General features: G+C 66.8%; 16 protein-coding genes. 9 read left to right on the top strand and 7 right to left on the bottom strand.

Annotation, left to right across the window (positions count from 1 at the left end):
- Positions 1-25 precede the first annotated feature (25 nt).
- From ACJEIK_RS14355 to ACJEIK_RS14345, 3 genes are all read right to left on the bottom strand, one after another.
- Complete coding sequence (locus ACJEIK_RS14355; RefSeq protein ID WP_409431625.1) at positions 26-511, bottom strand: DinB family protein; 486 nt, start codon at positions 509-511, stop codon at positions 26-28.
- A gap of 12 nt (positions 512-523) precedes the next feature.
- Positions 524-1,954, bottom strand: coding sequence for a cytochrome P450 (locus ACJEIK_RS14350; protein ID WP_409431624.1), 1,431 nt, complete (start codon positions 1,952-1,954; stop codon positions 524-526).
- A 64-nt stretch (positions 1,955-2,018) separates the two neighbouring features.
- Complete coding sequence (locus ACJEIK_RS14345; protein ID WP_133428344.1) at positions 2,019-2,810, bottom strand: hypothetical protein; 792 nt, start codon at positions 2,808-2,810, stop codon at positions 2,019-2,021.
- A 128-nt stretch (positions 2,811-2,938) separates the two neighbouring features.
- Between ACJEIK_RS14345 and ACJEIK_RS14340 the strand changes: the two genes are divergently transcribed.
- Together ACJEIK_RS14340 and ACJEIK_RS14335 are read left to right on the top strand one after the other, a co-directional pair.
- Positions 2,939-3,748 carry a tyrosine-protein phosphatase gene (locus tag ACJEIK_RS14340; protein ID WP_061001331.1) on the top strand — a complete coding sequence of 270 codons (810 nt, stop codon included), beginning with the start codon at positions 2,939-2,941 and terminating at the stop codon, positions 3,746-3,748.
- A gap of 10 nt (positions 3,749-3,758) precedes the next feature.
- Entirely contained in the window at positions 3,759-4,769 is a 1,011-nt protein-coding gene (locus ACJEIK_RS14335; protein WP_061001330.1) for an AraC family transcriptional regulator, read from the top strand.
- 34 nt (positions 4,770-4,803) lie between these two features.
- Here the strand turns inward: ACJEIK_RS14335 and ACJEIK_RS14330 are convergent, their stop codons facing one another.
- A complete protein-coding gene (locus ACJEIK_RS14330) occupies positions 4,804-5,778 on the bottom strand; it encodes a hypothetical protein (protein WP_061001329.1) in 975 nt (324 codons plus the stop codon).
- Between the two features lie 15 nt (positions 5,779-5,793).
- Positions 5,794-6,222, bottom strand: a complete 429-nt coding sequence (locus ACJEIK_RS14325; RefSeq protein ID WP_061001328.1) for a cellulose-binding domain-containing protein — start codon at positions 6,220-6,222, stop codon at positions 5,794-5,796.
- 248 nt (positions 6,223-6,470) lie between these two features.
- Here ACJEIK_RS14325 and ACJEIK_RS14320 point away from each other — a divergent pair, with 248 nt between their 5' ends.
- The 3 genes from ACJEIK_RS14320 (at position 6,471) to ACJEIK_RS14310 (ending at position 9,310) form a co-directional block, all read left to right on the top strand.
- Complete coding sequence (locus tag ACJEIK_RS14320) at positions 6,471-6,959, top strand: Hsp20/alpha crystallin family protein (protein WP_234785450.1); 489 nt, start codon at positions 6,471-6,473, stop codon at positions 6,957-6,959.
- 649 nt (positions 6,960-7,608) lie between these two features.
- On the top strand, positions 7,609-8,064 hold the full coding sequence (locus ACJEIK_RS14315) for a DUF1942 domain-containing protein (RefSeq protein WP_061001326.1): 456 nt from the start codon (positions 7,609-7,611) through the stop codon (positions 8,062-8,064).
- A 61-nt stretch (positions 8,065-8,125) separates the two neighbouring features.
- The gene (locus ACJEIK_RS14310; protein ID WP_409431623.1) at positions 8,126-9,310 is read left to right on the top strand and encodes an MFS transporter; all 1,185 of its coding nucleotides are present in this window, start codon (positions 8,126-8,128) and stop codon (positions 9,308-9,310) included.
- Positions 9,311-9,318: 8 nt separating this feature from the next.
- Here the strand turns inward: ACJEIK_RS14310 and ACJEIK_RS14305 are convergent, their stop codons facing one another.
- The gene (locus ACJEIK_RS14305) at positions 9,319-11,085 is read right to left on the bottom strand and encodes a GNAT family N-acetyltransferase (protein WP_061001324.1); all 1,767 of its coding nucleotides are present in this window, start codon (positions 11,083-11,085) and stop codon (positions 9,319-9,321) included.
- A gap of 89 nt (positions 11,086-11,174) precedes the next feature.
- Here ACJEIK_RS14305 and ACJEIK_RS14300 point away from each other — a divergent pair, with 89 nt between their 5' ends.
- Positions 11,175-11,954 carry an alpha/beta fold hydrolase gene (locus ACJEIK_RS14300; protein ID WP_061001323.1) on the top strand — a complete coding sequence of 260 codons (780 nt, stop codon included), beginning with the start codon at positions 11,175-11,177 and terminating at the stop codon, positions 11,952-11,954.
- 95 nt (positions 11,955-12,049) lie between these two features.
- Complete coding sequence (locus ACJEIK_RS14295) at positions 12,050-14,227, top strand: glutamine synthetase III (RefSeq protein WP_061001322.1); 2,178 nt, start codon at positions 12,050-12,052, stop codon at positions 14,225-14,227.
- A gap of 8 nt (positions 14,228-14,235) precedes the next feature.
- Here ACJEIK_RS14295 and ACJEIK_RS14290 read toward each other — a convergent pair whose 3' ends face one another.
- Entirely contained in the window at positions 14,236-14,718 is a 483-nt protein-coding gene (locus tag ACJEIK_RS14290) for a DinB family protein (protein WP_082761984.1), read from the bottom strand.
- A gap of 130 nt (positions 14,719-14,848) precedes the next feature.
- Between ACJEIK_RS14290 and ACJEIK_RS14285 the strand changes: the two genes are divergently transcribed.
- On the top strand, positions 14,849-15,202 hold the full coding sequence (locus ACJEIK_RS14285) for a YciI family protein (protein WP_061001321.1): 354 nt from the start codon (positions 14,849-14,851) through the stop codon (positions 15,200-15,202).
- A gap of 17 nt (positions 15,203-15,219) precedes the next feature.
- Positions 15,220-16,437, top strand: a complete 1,218-nt coding sequence (locus ACJEIK_RS14280; protein ID WP_409431699.1) for an RNA polymerase sigma factor — start codon at positions 15,220-15,222, stop codon at positions 16,435-16,437.
- Positions 16,438-16,444 lie beyond the last annotated feature (7 nt).

Below are 16,444 nucleotides of genomic sequence, written 5' to 3'. Positions count from 1 at the left end.
CTACGAACCAGGATATGCGCGTCGCTCACCCGCGAGCGGCAAGTATCTGTTCGCGCAGGATGTCGGCGTGCCCGCAGTGGTGCGCCAGCTCGCGCAGGACCTGCAACATGACCCAGCGCAAGGTTCGCGGCCCGGCCTGGTGTCCCGTCACGATGGTGTCCAGCGGAATGTCGGCAACCACCGCCCGCGCTCTCGTACAGGCATCACGGTGCGCCGCCAGGACCGACGCGATGGTGTCGTCGCCGCTGAGCTGGAAGGACTCGTCGACGCTCTGCACCAGGCCGAGGGCCTCACGGGAGACGCCGCCGACGCATGCCTCGAACCACACGCGTTGCATCCAGGTGACGTGCTTGAGCAGGCCGAGGAGCGTCGTCGCCGATGGGACGAGCCGTCGGCGGGACTCCTCCTCGGTGAGGCCCTCGAGAGTCAGCTCGACGGCGCGGCGGTAGTCCTCCAGGAAGGCGTCGAGCTGGGCCCGTTCGTCGTCCAGCAGTACATCGAACGAGCCCATCGCTGTCCTCCCTCACACCGTGGCGGCCGGCCGCTTCCTGGTGACCTTCACCATCATCTTGGAGTACCCCTTCACGAAGTTGGATTGGGTGTACTCGGGTTCCCCGACGACCTCGATGTCCTCGAAGCGCGCCAGCAGCTCCTCCCACAGGATCTTGAGCTGCAGCTCGGCCAGACGGCTGCCCATGCAGCGGTGGATGCCGATGCCGAACGCCAGGTGATGGCGGGCGTTGTGGCGGCCGATGATGAAGTCGTCCGGATTCTCGAACTTGCGCTCATCGCGGTTGGCCGAGGCGTACCACATCACGAGCTTGTCGCCCTTGCGGATGAACTGGCCGTTCAAGATGGTGTCCTGCTTGGCGACGCGGCGCATGTACGCCAGTGGGGTCTGCCAGCGGATGATCTCGTGGACCGCCTTGGTGATGAGGCCCGGATCCGCCTTGAGCCGGGCGAACTCGTCGGGATTCTGATTCAGCGCGAGCACGCCACCGGTCATCGAATTACGGGTGGTGTCATTGCCGCCGACGATCAGCAGGATCAGGTTGCCGAGGAACTCCATCGGCCGATCGATCAGGTCCTTGGTGTCTTCAGACGACTGCATCAGCGTGATGAGGTCGAACCCGGGCTTCTCACCGGCTGCCAACCGCGCCTTCTTGTCGTGCCAGAGGGCGCTGAACGCGCGCGCCATATCGGCTGCGGCGCTGAACATCTCATCCATGTCGGCTTCGCCGCCGGTGGCCGAGGCGCTGCCGGCCACAGTGTCGGTCCAATAGACCAACTTGCGGCGCTCGTCGTAGGGGAAGTCGAGCAGGGTCGCCAGCATGCGTGACGTCAGCTCGATCGAGACGGTGTCGACCCAGTCGAACGGCGTGCCCTCGGGCAGGCCGTCGAGCACTTCCTGCACGCGCGACCGGATGAGTGCTTCCATCTCCTGGAGGTTCTGGGGCGCCACCACGCCCTGCACGGCGCCGCGCTGCTCATCGTGCCGCGGCGGGTCCATGGCGATGAACATCTCGACGTCCAGGCCCTCGGGCGGGTCGCCGATGATGATCTGCGGCTCCGCGGAGAACCGCTCGTTGTCCTTGTCGACGGTGACGATGTCGTCGTACCGGGTGATCGACCAGAAGGGGCCGAACGGGCTGTTCGGCTGGTAGTGCACCGGCGCCTCGTCACGGAGCCGCTTGAAGTAGGACTGCCAGCGGCCCTGGCGGAACAAGAACGGGTTGCTGACGTCGATGTCCGCCAGCGCGACATCTTCGACAGCCGGAATCGGGCTCTCGACGAAGACCGGCGTCTTGTCGCCGACCACCGACTTCTTCGTCTTCTGATAGAGGTGCATGCCTTTGATCTGCAACGGCATGGGGATGGTCGACTGGGCCCGGTTGAGCACCGGATCGAGAATCGCTTCCTGCGCCTTGGTGATTGCCTGATCGAGAATGTTCACGATGTCCTCCGTCTTGTCAGATCTGGAATTCGGGGCTGTGGATCGGCCTTCGGCCACTGCTGTGTCATGCGGGCACGGTTCGCTCCAGTGCGTCGCGGTGTCGCCGGACGAACTCGAGGTCGCTCTCCAGCAGCGCGACGAACGGCCGGGCACCACGGTCGCCGGCGTCCACCGCGGCACGGCACGAGCGAACGGCCTCGTCGATGCGGCTGATGATGTCGTCGACGAAGCCTTCGCGGTCGTCGAGTCCGTACGCGTCAAGGAACATGTGCAGACGACGCACGGCATCGGGGGCCTTGGACCAACCGCGCGCACGGGCGTGATCGCGTGCGTGCAGACCAACGACATGCCATGCGGCATAAGCCAGTTCGCGACGCCGAGTGGTCGGTCCGGCATGGTCCCAGTCGATCAGTGAGTGAATTCGGCCGGCGGAGTCCGCCACCAGGTTCGCGAGGCTGACGTCGTTGTGCCCGATGATCTCGCCAGCCCGCAGACCGCGACTGCCGTCACGCCACTGCAAGTCGGGCCCCGGGCGGAAGCTCCCCACGGCGTCGTGGAACTGACGCAGCAGACGCGCGACCCGCACCAGGTTCGCTTCGAAGCGCAACCATGCGGGCCAGCCCGCGGCACTGGCGGCCGTTTGTCCCTCGATGAAGGTCAGCACCTCATGGCCTTCGGAATCGACGCCAAACACGCGGGGCGCACCCTCGAAGCCGACCGACTCGAGGTGCTCGAGAAGTGCGTGCACGGCCGGCGTCCAGTGCCCGGTCGAACGGCGGACCGTTCCCCCGGAGCGAAGGACGGTGCCGCCCCAGCCGCCGGCCAGGCGCTCTGCGGTGTCGTTGACTGCAACCATCGGGGCCTCCTCGCATCGACTGTTCGTTGGCAATGACGCTAGGAACCAAAACGTGCAGATGGGAGACCCTAAGTGGCTGAATACTTACTCGAAGTGGCAATGCCGAGGGCAGATGTAAGCTACCGGCCGTGGCCGTCGTCGATCAGTACCACCTCTCCGGTGCCTGGAACTTTCGTGACGTCGGCGCACTACGAACCGGCGACGGACGCGCGATACGGCCCGGTGTGCTCTACCGATCGTCGGAACTGTGTGCGCTCGACGACGCCGGTCAGAAGAATCTTCACGCACTGGGAATCACCGACGTCATCGACCTTCGTAGTGACAGCGAGATCGCGTGGAACGGGCGCGACGTCCTACCGGCGGGAGTCACGCTGCACGTCGCGTCGGTACACGACGACGGGCAGCAGAACGCCCCGCATGAGCCCGGCCGGGCGGTCACACCCGAGTTGTTCGAGGCCGCCCTCGAGTACGCCTACAGCCGCTTTCCGCTGCTGCCGACGGGACAGCACGCACTGGCGTACACAATCGGCGTGATAGCGGAAGCACCGGGTGGCGTCCTCATTCACTGCGCGGCCGGAAAGGATCGCGCGGGCTGGATCGTCGCCGCCCTCCTGCGTGCCACCGGTGTCCGCGAGGCCGACATCCTGGCCGACTATCTGCGCAGCAACGAGTCCGTCGAACCACTGCGCAAGCATGTGCTCGCCCGCAACGGTGACCTCTCCCGGTTCTCGGACAAGATCCTCGGGGTCCATGGCGACTTCATCGCCGCGTCGTGGCGGACGGTCGACGAGCAGTTCGGCAGCTTCGACGCCTACCTGAGCCAGATCGGCATCGACGCACCCAGGGTCGCCGCACTTCGCGCCCGCCTGCTGGGCGAAACCGATACTCCCGCAGTGAATTCGGCGAAGCCAAACGATCTTGGCGCGGCAACTTACTAGATTTGGCAACGTGGTCGACTGGGATATTCCGCGTACGCCGGCAAGCGTCGGCGTGCTGCTCGGCCTGGCCGGCGAACGCGGCGTCAGCCCGGAAACGTGCCTGGCCGGCTCACGGCTGACCGTCCGGGGCCTACAACGCCCGGGAGCCGAGGTCACCGCCCGCCAGGAACTGACCGTGGTGACGAATCTACTTGAGGCACTTGACTATCCCGATGACCTGGGTGTCGAGGTAGGGCTCCGCTACCGTCTCGCCACCTACGGAATCTTCGGGTTCGCGTTGATCAGCAGCCCGACGTTGCGCAGTGCGATCGACGTCGGAGTGCGCTATCTCGACCTGACGTTCGCTTCGTCGACGCTGGGCACCCGGGTGGTCGGCGACGAGTTCCAGTTCGTCATGGAGGCGCCGGGAACACCGGACCGCGTCCGGCGATTCGATATCGACCGGTTGGCCACGGCGATATCGGTGATCAAACGCGAATTGTCAACGGAACTGCCGCCCTTCGGCGTTCGGTTCACCCATTCCCGCCCGGCCGATCTCGATCGCTACATCGCGGCATTCGACACCGAGCCGGAGTTCGACGCGCCAGAGAACCTGCTGATCCTGCCCGTCGGCTTGCTCGACATCCCGTTGCCCCAGGCCAACGCCTACAACTCCGCCGCTACCCAGGAGCAGTGCCGCAATCTCCTCGAAGAGCGGCGCAGCCGGACCGGGCTGTCGGGCCAGGTTCGTGACCTGTTGCTGGCGTCCCCGGCGCAGCCGCCGAATGCGCACGAGATCGCTCATGCGCTCCTGATGAGTCCGCGGACGCTACGGCACCGGCTCGGCACCGAAGGCACGTCGTACCGCGAACTGCTCGACGAGATCCGCCAGCGACTCTCGGAAGAGATGTTGATCGGGGGCCGCCTGACGGTCGCCGAGACTGCCAGTCGGCTCGGCTACGTGGAGTTGTCGAGCTTTTCGCAGGCATTCCGCCGCTGGCATGGGATGAGTCCGCGGGCCTTCCGCGCTTCTCGCACCTGACCAAAGAGCTTGGTCCGCACGCTATCTGACGCGGCTATGCCGCGCTGTCCCACCAGTCGAGTAGCCGCGCCCCGTACAGGGTGAGCCACTTCGACGGCTGCCCCGCCGGCACATCGACTTCGAACCACACCCGCCCCGGCCGGCGGCCCGTCTGCAGCCAGGTGCCGTCCGACTGCCGGGCGGCTCGCACGATGTCGATCGCCGCGCTCATCCGAGGGTCCCGCCCGATGTCATCGTGCAGTGCCGCGCGCCGAAAGTACTCACCCGCGTTGAGTGCGCTGTAGGACCAGCGCATCGGATAGCTGAAATCGTTGATCCATTGCCCCACTGGCTGATTCGTCGTCAGCCGGTAGAGCAACCGGCGTTCGAGGAGGTACTCTTCCCCGCGCCGGCGCGCTGCGCTGATCTCGGCCTCTCCCCCGGTGGCAGCCTCGAACGCCAGCAGTCCTTTCAGCGAGTTGAGCGTCGAATGGAACGAGGAGCGCGTCGAACCTTCGACCCAGTCGCAGTTCCACCCACCGTCCGGCAGCTGATGCTCGAGAAACCAGGCGGCGAGGCCGTCGACGTTCGCGCCGAGCCACACGCCGTTGGCCAGGGTCCAGGCGTTGATGCAGCAGTCCACCTCACCGGACCAGTAGGGCAGGTCGTCGTACTCCCAGCGGCAGTACTCGTCGAGCAATTCGGCGGTGCGGCGATCCCGCAACACCGATGCGTCAAGTCCCCACTCGCGCAGTGCATTCAACGTCCACGTCGTGGCTGTCCACGGCTGGCCATCCTCTGTGCCATCGGGGTCGTCGAAGTCGTAGTCCGCCGGGAAGAACGCGCCCCCGGCCCACCGCACGTCTGCGTCCTGCAGCGCGAGCAGACGTGCGCCGAAGCCCTCGGTCGCGATCCGTGACCGGGTTGCCTCCCATACCGTGGCCGGGGCACCGAGAAGATCGCGCTCGACCTGCCAGCGCAGCGCCGGGTCCGAGTCCAGCAGCCAGTCCGTCAGGGCTTCGCTCGTCATCAGGCCGCCATCACGCTAGGAGCAGTAGACCTGGCCGTTGAGCACACAATTCGACGGTGGTGTGTAGGTGCCGCTCAGCACGCCGCGAATGCCACCGTTGGCGGTGCCCCCGGGTGGAATCACGCGGTTCCAGCTGGCGGGGCTGATCACATAGTGCGTGCCGTACTGGGTGAAGGTGCTGCTCCACGCGTGCGAGATCGACTGGCCCATCGGCATGTCGAACTCGATCTTCCAATCTGCCATCGGCACGGTGCTGTAGTTGGTGACAACGAAGCGCGCGATGAAGCCGTCCTGCCAGGTGTGTTGCACCACGAACCGCGCCCCGGCCGCGGCCGCGTGCGCCACCGGACTGCCGGCGAGTCCGAGGACGATGACCGTCAGCGCGGACACGACGAGGTGAAGCGCTGCGCGGCAGCGCTTCACACGGGAGTCCGGTCCAGTCATCGCAGCCCAGACTAAGGCTCCCCCGCGCGCGTCCTCCATCGCGCCGCAGGTGCGCTGCCGTACCTTTGCGCGATTGCAACCATCGCGAGACCGTCTCCCGGTCCCGCTTGGCGCTCCAAAAATTCTGCCTCCACTTGCTTGCACTCACCGGCGTCGAGTGCTAAAACAAATCTATGCCAGCCGATACAGATAATCGAGCTGGAAGCGCATAGATGGCATAAGAGAAAGGACAGATGGAGGTGGCCACGATGCTGCTGCGTACTGACCCGTTCCGACAGCTGGATCGCTTCACCCAAGAGGTTCTCGGCACCGCAGCCCGGCCGGCCGCGATGCCCATGGACGCCTGGCGCGACGGTGATGAGTTCCACGTCGAGTTCGACCTGCCCGGCATCAACACCGACTCGCTCGATCTCGACATCGAGAACAATGTGGTGACTGTGCGCGCCGAACGGGCGCCTGTGGATTCGTCACGCGAAATGCTGGCCGCCGAACGGCCGCGCGGCGTCTTCTCTCGACAACTGGTGCTGGGCAACAACCTTGACACCGGCAGGATCACCGCGGAATACCGCGACGGCGTCCTTCAGCTCGTGATCCCGGTGGCCGAGAAGGCCAAGCCCCGCAAGATCACCGTGAGCAGAGGCGGCAACGCCAAGGCGATCGATGAGAATCGAGTGATCACCGAAGACGGCAGCCCTGTCACCGACACCTCGAACAAGAAGGAGCCGGTGCACGCCTGACCGAGTCGAAGTGCCGGTGCCGGGCCGGGACGCTGTCCCGCTCGGCACCGGCACCCGGCAACCGAATTCGTCGCGACACATTCTTGAATGGTCGGTGCCATGCCGACGGTGCGAGGAGGTGAAAAGTGATGCAGTACAGCATGATTGCGGCGCCGGCGGCGCCTGACACCAGCGCGCCAGAAGAGCTGGCCCAGTCTCTGGGTGTGGACGACCCCACGATGGTGATAGCGCTGATCGCCGAAGTCGACGCCATCTTCTGCGCCGCCGAAGCTCCTTGCCGTCAGCAACCGACGCCACCGGCGATCGGGTGTGCCCTACACGAGCCCCGGTGCGCTGGTCGGTCTTTGGAATACACATCTCGGCGACCACGGCGCGGGCCGGTGCGCTGCATGACGCCGGTACAGCGCAGTCCTCCGGAAGCCGCAGCCGCTTGGTACCTCCGCCACCAAGGCTGGGCCGTACGCCGCCGGGGCCACACCGTGGGCGCCCTTCAGGCAGAGGCGCCGATGCCCAATCTAGGCAACGCCCCCCGGCGGCAGGCCCGGTCTTCACGCCCCTCCGTTTCGTCGTGGGCACCTCTGGATACCCCTTCAGAAGGACCAATGACAGCTGACTCCTGAAAACAGGAGCATCACGGAAGGAGCTTCACGTGGCGTTCTCGCAGATCGCATCGAAAACGATGACAGCCGCTGTCGGTATCGCGGCAGCCGGAATCCTGACGGCGACCCCGGCCATCGCCGACCCGACGGCGGTGATGTTCGGCCAGCGCGCGGAGATTCCCAGCCCCGGTGGGGCGATCGAGTACACCGTCATCAACCTGCAGCCCAGTGGCCACAACGACGGCATCTGGTACTCGGACGTGACAGCACGCGCCGTGAGCGGCGCTCCGACGCCGAACATCTCCGATTTCAACGCGCGCGCTGTCAACAGCTCGACATATGCGGACATGAAGGGCAACGAGGCCGGCGGCCTGCCCAACCAGCCGATCGCTCCGGGCAGCTACACGACGGGTCGAATCTACTTCGACGTCCGTAACGGAACCGCGCCCGACAGCGTCGTGTACCGCGATGCCGGCGGCACCGACAAGGTGGTCTGGAAGAGCTGAGCCGACTGCGATGGCGGATTTCCGCCAGCGCTGCACGCGACGCCGCCAATAACGTCGACGCGTGACCACAACCGCACATAGAGACCCGGTAATAACCGGCACCACAGTCCTTTTCATGTCGCTGGCCGCCGCCTTGGGGACCGCGACCATCTACCCGCTGCAGCCGGCCATCGCTGACATCGCGCGGTCGCTCGATTCCGGTCCGGCGGCCGTGGGGGCTGCGCTGGCCTGCGGGCCGGTCGGCTATCTGCTGGGACTCGCCCTGCTGGTCCCGCTGGTGGACAGGTTCTCGCCCCGCTGGGTGGTCGCACTGCAATTCCTGGCGCTCGGCGGCGCGCTGGCGTTGACCACCGTCGCTGACACCGTGTGGCTGCTCGGTGTGGGACTGCTGGTGACCGGTGCCTGTTCCTCTGTGGGTGCGGGTCTGAGTTCCGTTGTCGGACGGTTCGCGCCCGAGCGTCGGCGCGCGACCATTCTGGGGATCGTCACCGCCGGCATCTCGGCGGGAATCCTGGCCGGCCGGATTGCCGGCGGTTGGCTGACCGACGTGATCGGCTGGCACGCAATGCTTCTCACTGTCGCCGCGGTCACCATAGGCGTCGCCGGTGCCTGCTTGTTGTTCCTGCCGACAGCGGTCGGCACACTCGAGCGGAACTACCTCACCGAACTGGCGTCGGTGCCCGGGCTCTTCCTGCGCTGCCGGGTGCTGCGCCGTGGCGCCCTGCGCGGGTCCCTGTGGTTCTTCGCGTTCTGTGCGGTCTGGTCGGGAATCGCCGTCGCGTTGTCGCAAGAGCCGTACTTGTTGTCTGCCAAGCAGATCGGCCTCTACGCCCTGGCCGGGATTGCCGGGATCTTCGCGACGCGCGTTGCCGGCGTGTACACGGACCGATTGGGTTTCCGGCCGGTGATCCTGGTGGGCCTCGCGGTCGCGGCCGCCGCCTGTCCGGTGCTTGCCGTCGGTTTGAGCAGTCCCTGGGCGACCATGGCCGCTCTCGCCGTGTTCGATGCCGGTCTGTTCGCGGCGCAGGTAGCGAATCAGGCCACCATCTTGGCGATCGATCCGTCCGCGCCTGCCCGCTTCAACAGCGCGTACATGCTCGTCTACTTCGTAGGTGGCAGCCTCGGGACGGCGTTCGGCGCGGCAGCGGTGATCTCATTCGGTTGGCCGGCGACGGTCAGTGCCTGTGGCGCAGCGCTTCTCGTCGCTGGACTGCTCACTGTGGCCCGTGCTTCCCGCGGGTCGTGAGCGCCGACTCAGATGGTGCGTTTGAGGCCGACGTGCGCGGCGTGGTACCCGAGTCGGTCATAGAACGCCCGGGCCTGTTCGCGCGCTTCGTCGGTGGCCACCTGCGCCAGCCGTGCACCGTGCGCCCGGCCGTACTCGTGCGACCACTGCACCAGGGCTGTACCCAGACCCTTTCGGCGCTCGGCAGCGGTGACCCGCAGTCCTTCTATCTGCAGCCGGGTCGAGCCACCGCGGGAGAGACCCGGAATCACGGTCAACTGGACGGTGGCGACGATCACGTCGGAACAGTTGCGAACCACCCCGAGGTAGTTGGCATGGTCACGAACGAGGACGTCATAGGCCGCCTCGTAGTCTTCGAGGTCGGCGGTTTCCCGATCCGGACCGAATTCGTCGTCGGACAGCAGCGCGACGATCGACGCGACGTCGTCACGGGCCGCCCGTTCCACCCGGAAACTGCGGTCCCCCACTTGCAGCAGTCCCCGAACCGACGTCCGCGCCTGCGCCTGCAGGCGCGTCACCAAGAGGTCCAGCCATGCCCCGACATTCGTGCGCGCCTCATGGGTGTCGGGATAGCGACACCGCAGATGCAAACCCGACTCGTCCAGGATGAACCACAGCATGACCCCGTCGGTCTGGATGGCGGCGCTCACGTACTGGGCGTCCAGGCCGACGTCATCGATGCGGACCGGAAGGCGCCGCAGGTCCAGCCACGAGATCGCGAACATGCCCGGGGACATCGGCATGCCGCCCCATGGGGACAGCACGTCCGCCAGCGGCCAGGAACCGAGTTGCACTGCCTCCTTGACGGCGTTGGCCGCGGCACGTGGCTCGGCGACCGTCGACTCCAGTACCGAATTGGTGATGAACCAACCCACCGAGTCGTGCCAGGTGGTGTCGAAGCGACTGTGCACCGGGAAAACGGCGCGAAGCGGCGCGTCCGCCAGCTCCCGGGTCACGGCCGTCATCGCGGCCACCGCCAGCGCCAGCGTCGACACCCCGTCGTTGCGGGCCTGCACGGCGAACGCCGCACCGGCGTCGACGTCGAACACGTCCCGGACCTCGACGCGTTCCGGCCCCAACTCGGGTTCGCCCAGCGGCAGCGGGAATCGCGGCATCACCCCTCCGCTGTCGGCGATGACGCGCGCCCAGGTCTGCCGGACGTGGTCCGGTGCCGCGGGACGGTCGAGCAGCGCCTGGGTGTGTTCGACGAATGCGGGCGCCGGCGGCAGCGCAGCAGCACGGCCGAAGCCCGCACCGCCGAGTAGCGCCAGCAGGTCCCGGGCAATCACCAGCATCGACCACATGTCGACGTGACTGTGGTCGGCGGCTATCACCACGGTCAGTGCTGCCGCCGTTTCCAACAGACACAACCGGTGTGAGGGCTGCTGATACGGCGAGCACGCGGCATCCAGGACACCACGCAGGGCGTCATTCACCGCCTGGCCGGCAGCAATCTCATGCTCGACCCAGCCGCCGGGACCGACTTCGATCTCGTGCAGTTGCGGATCGCCGTCCGGCCCTACGGAGAATGCGGTCCGCAGCGTGTTGTGGCGGGCCACCACCGCCAGCCAGGCGTCGGCCAGGGCTTCCCGGCTCACCCGCGCGGGCAGACGGATGGACAACGCCATCCACGAACCCGGCCGGGCCCCTGCCGCCACGTGAATCCGCTGGTCAAAGGACACCGGCAAACACCGACCCGGCGCGGACACCGCGACGTCGTAGCCCCACAGACGCCCGAACGGCAGGCGGAGGTGCGAGACGTTCGTGAGCCGCATGGCGGTACCCTAGCGCCCCAGATAGCCTGAGTGCTCGGTCGGCGGGTCGACTCCACGGCGAGGCGATCGGTTACGGAAAGAGTTGCCTGATGCCTACTTTCGCAGTTCCCGGCGCCGAACTTGCGGTCGAACTCAGCGACGAAGGTGGCCACCCCGTCGTCCAACTGCACGGACTCACCTCCAGCCGCGCGCGCGATCGTGTGCTCAATCTCGACCTCGGCCGGGGGCTCAGCGGGACCCGGTTGCTGCGCTATGACGCGCGCGGCCACGGCAAGTCGACGGGTCGGAAAGTCCCCGCGGACTACCGCTGGGAACAGCTCGCCGCTGACCTGTTGAACCTGCTCGACCGGTGGTTTCCCGGCGAACCGGTGCACGGCGTCGGCCCGTCGATGGGCACCGGAACGCTGTTGCACGCGGCGTCCCGTGAGCCGGAACGGTTCACCGGACTGACCCTGATGGTGCCAGCCACGGCGTGGGAGACCCGGCGCGCACAGGCCGCGAACTACGAGGCTGCGGCCACACTCATCGAGACGGAGGGCGTCGGGGCGTTCATCGCCGCCACCCGTGGCGCGACCCGGCCGCCGGCCACCGTGGGTGCGCCCGAAACGGTGCCCGACGTCGCCGACGCCCTGCTGCCGTCGCTGTTTCGCGGCGCCGCGCTCAGTGACCTGCCGGCGCCGGAAGCCATCGCGCGGATCGACGTGCCGACGACGATCCTGGCCTGGATCGACGACCCGGCCCATCCCGCCTCGACCGCGGAAGCGCTTGCCGCACTGATGCCGCGGTCGACCCTGACGTTCGCGCACACCCCGGAGGACGTCGAGACCTGGCCCAAGATTCTGAGCCAGGACGTCGGCCGCCGGGTCTGACGGGTATTGAACGTCGCCTTTGACATCGACGTAACACTGCCGCCATGAGGCGTCCCTAGGGTGAAGCGGTCATTCACGTGGGGAGAGGAATTCCATTGAGCGGAAACGCCACCCGCTTGCGCGCGATCGCGGGCGTCCAGGCCTATACGCCTCCGGCGTACACCTTCGACCCTGCTGAAGCGCCCGGCGAGATCTTCGGGACGAACGTTTTCACCAAGGCCGAGATGCAGGCCCGCCTGCCCAAGGCGATCTACAAGTCGGTGGTGGCGACCATCGAGAAGGGCGCCAAGCTCGATCCGACAGTCGCCGATGCCGTCGCGGCCGCGATGAAGGACTGGGCGCTGGAGAAGGGCGCGACGCACTATGCGCACGTGTTCTATCCGATGACGGGCCTGACCGCCGAGAAGCACGACAGCTTCCTCGAACCGGTCTCCGACGGGCAGGCACTGGCCGAGTTCGCCGGCAAGACCCTGGTGCAGGGCGAGCCCGACGCGTCGAGTTTCCCGTCCGGCGGCCTGCGGTCGACGTTCGAGGCCCGCGGGTACACCGGCTGGGACGTGACCAGCCCGGCGTACATCCTGGAGAACCCGAACGGCAACACCCTCTGTATCCCAACGGTTTTCGTGTCGATGACCGGCGAGGCGCTGGACTACAAGACGCCGCTGCTGCGCAGCCAGCAGGCCATGGGCATCCACGCCGAGCGGATCTTGACGTTGTTCGGCCACAAGGATCTGGAGAAGATCGTCTCGTTCTGCGGTCCTGAGCAGGAGTACTTCCTGGTCGACCGGCACTTCTTCCTCGCCCGGCCCGACCTGATCAACGCCGGTCGTACCCTATTCGGCGCCAAACCGCCCAAGGGGCAAGAGTTCGACGATCACTATTTCGGTGCCGTGCCCGACCGGGTGCTGGGGTTCATGATGGACACCGAGCGGGAGCTGTTCAAACTCGGCATTCCTGCCAAGACCCGCCACAACGAGGTCGCCCCCGGACAGTTCGAGGTGGCCCCGATGTTCGAGCGGGCCAACATCGCTTCCGACCACCAGCAGTTGCTGATGACGGTGTTCAAGACCATCGCCAAGAAGCACGGCATGGAATGCCTGTTCCATGAAAAGCCGTTCGCCGGGGTGAACGGGTCGGGCAAGCACGTCAACTTCTCGGTCGGCAACGCCGAGTTGGGCTCGTTGTTGGTGCCGGGTGACACGCCCCACGAGAACGCGCAGTTCCTGGTGTTCTGTGCGGCCGTCATCCGCGCGGTGCACAAATACGCTGGCCTCCTGCGGGTTTCGGTCGCGTCGGCGACGAATGACCACCGCTTGGGTGCCAATGAGGCACCGCCGGCGATCATCTCGATCTTCCTGGGTGATCAGCTCGCCGACGTCTTCGAGCAGATTGCCAAGGGCGCGGCGACATCGTCAAAGGGCAAGGGCAGCATGATCATCGGTGTCGACACCCTGCCGGTGCTGCCCACCGACCCAGGTGACCGTAACCGCACCAGTCCGTTCGCATTCACCGGCAACAGATTCGAGTTCCGGGCGCCGGGCTCGGGTCAGACGGTCGCGGTGCCGATGATCGTCCTGAACACCATCATGGCCGACTCGCTGGACTACTGCGCAACCGTTCTGGAAAAGGCAGTCGCCGACGGTGAGGAGTTCGACTCCGCGGTGCAGAAGCTGCTGACCGACATCGTCACCGAGCACGGCGCCGTGGTCTTCAACGGCGACGGCTACTCGGAGAACTGGCAGGCGGAGGCCGCTGCGCGCGGGCTGCCGAACCTCAAGACCACGCTCGATGCCATCCCCGAACTCATCACGCCCGAGGCGATCGCGGTCTTCGAGAAGTACGGCGTGTTCAACGAGCGGGAGTTGCACAGCCGTTACGAGGTGCGCCTGGAGCAATATGCCCTGACGATCGGCGTCGAGGCGAAGCTGGCGCTCGAGATCGGTTCCACCATCATCCTGCCGGCCGCTGTGCGCTACCAAACCGAGCTCGCGCAGAACGTCGCGGCATTGACCGCAGCCGGCATGACACCGAGTTTGACTCTGCTGCAGTCGATCTCGGAGCCGATCAGCGCCCTCAGTGACGCGCTGGCAGCACTCAAGACGGCGCTGACGGATCATTCGGCAGCGACCGCCTATGACGAGGCCAAGCACGCGCAAGTCGCGCTGTTGCCCGCCATGGACGCGATCCGTGCCGCGGCCGACACGCTGGAAACTGTGGTGGCCGACGACCTGTGGCCGTTGCCGACGTACCAGGAGATGCTCTACGTCCTCTGACCGGCGACTCAGACGCCAGTGGCGCCATCGATCCGTTCGCGGACGATGTCGGCGTGCCCGCAGTGGCGGGCGTACTCCGCGATCATGTGCGTGTAGATCCAGCGCAGACTCACCTCGCTGCCCATGAACGGGCTGACGTCATCCAGCCGACGTACCGCGCAGTTGGCACGCGCATGGGCGACCTCGTCCTGCCAGATCCGTAATGCGAGCGGGTACGACGACTCCGACGACAGCTCGAAGCCGCCGTCGTGCCCCTCGGGATGATCCGTCGGCCCGAAGATCGGTGGTGCCTGCTCACCGGCGAGCACCCGGCGAAACCAGTTGCGCTCCACCTCCGCGGCGTGCCGCAGCAGCCCAAGCAGGGTCAGCTCAGATGGCGGCGCGGAGGCGGTGCGCAACTGATCTTCGTCGAGGCCGTCACATTTCGACGCCAACGTCGCGCGGTAGAAGTCCAGCCAACCTTCGAGTGTGGTGCGCTCGTCGGCATTCATGGGCGGCACCGGCCGCTGCACGGAAGTCACGCTTCCCGAGGGTAATCCCGGATCTGTCGATATTCGGGGTGGTCGTTCGTGTAGAAGGTGAGGGGTGGCACCGGCCGCCCCCAGATCGAGGAGTGACGGTATGCACTACCTACTTGCCATGCATCAGCCGGTCGGCGATCCGCCGCCGCCCGAGGTGCTGGGACCGATCATGGATGCGCTGGACGCGGTCGAGCACGACATGAGAGCCGCGGGCGTGTGGGTGTTCTCCGGGGGTCTGCACAATCCCGATGCGTCGACGGTGGTGCGGGTCAGCGACGGCGCGGTCCTGACGACGGACGGCCCGTACGCCGAGGGCAAGGAGCATCTGGGCGGCTTCACCATCATCGACGTGCCCGATCTGGATGCCGCGCTGGGCTGGGCGCGCAGGCAGGCAGAAGCCGTGCGGCTGCTACCCATCGAGGTGCGACCATTCCGGGGCGATCTGAGGGGCTGACCGAAACCGTGTCGCAGCTGCCGCCCGCAGAGATCGCCGAGGTGTTCCGGCGGGAGTACGGGCGTGCGGTGGCTGTCCTGGTCCGCCGATTCGGTGACATCGACCTCGCCGAGGAGGCGGTCCAGGACGCGTTCACCAAAGCGGTGGATCGCTGGCCGCAGGCCGGCCTGCCGCCGAGCCCTGCCGGATGGATCATCACCACCGCCGCGCACACGATCGTCGACCGGTTTCGCCGGGAATCCGCTCGCGGTGAGCGACACGCGCAGGCGGCACTGCTCTATCCCGCAGCCGATGACGAGCAACCCGAAGAAGGCCCCGTGCACGACGACCGGCTACGCCTGATCTTCACGTGTTGTCACCCGGCACTCGCCCTCGACGCGCGGGTCGCGCTCACGCTCCGATTGCTGGGCGGCCTGTCCACCAAGGAGATCGCCCGTGCCTTCCTCATCTCGGAAACCACTGTCGCGCAACGGCTGGTCCGCGCCAAGCGCAAGATTCGCGACGCGCGTATCCCCTACCGGGTACCGCACGACAGCGACCTACCCGAGCGCGTACACGGGGTGCTCGCCGTGGTGTACCTCATCTTCAACGAGGGCCACACCGCCAGTTCGGGCGACGATCTCGTGCGGACCGATCTCACCGGCGAGGCGGTTCGGCTCGGCCGATTGTTGGCCGAGCTGATGCCGGACGAGCCCGAAGTGTGGGGGCTGCTCGCGCTGATGCTGCTGACCGACGCGCGACGCCCGGCGCGCACAGCTGCCGACGGAAGTCTGGTTCTGCTGGCCGATCAGGATCGCCGCCGGTGGGACCGCGGTTTCATCGCCGAGGGGCAGGCCCTGGTCCGCCGCTGCCTGCGTCGGAACCAGCCCGGGCCGTACCAGATCCAGGCCGCCATCAACGCCGTGCACAGTGCCGCGCCGACCGCCGCCGCGACCGACTGGTGCCAGATTCTGGCGCTGTACGACCAGCTGATGGCGATCGCCCCCACACCCGTCGTCGCCCTCAATCGCGCCGTGGCGGTCGCCGAGGCGCAGGATCCGCAGACGGCACTAAACCTGGTGGACGCGCTCGCCCTCGCGGACTATCACGTCTACCACGCGGTCCGGGCGGCACTGCTGTCTCGCCTGGGCCGCACAGCCGAGGCGGCGGAGGCCTACGACAGAGCCGCCCGTCTGACCGCGAACCCCATCGAAGAGGCTTACCTGTGCCGGGCGCGTGACGCCTTGCACGATTGACCTCAAC

It is taken from the genome of Mycobacterium sp. SMC-16 (genome assembly GCF_046250085.1).
GTDB classification, from domain to species: Bacteria; Actinomycetota; Actinomycetes; order Mycobacteriales; family Mycobacteriaceae; genus Mycobacterium; species Mycobacterium phocaicum.
Note: the sequence above shows the minus strand (reverse complement) of the source record. Positions and strands in the feature narration are given on the sequence as shown.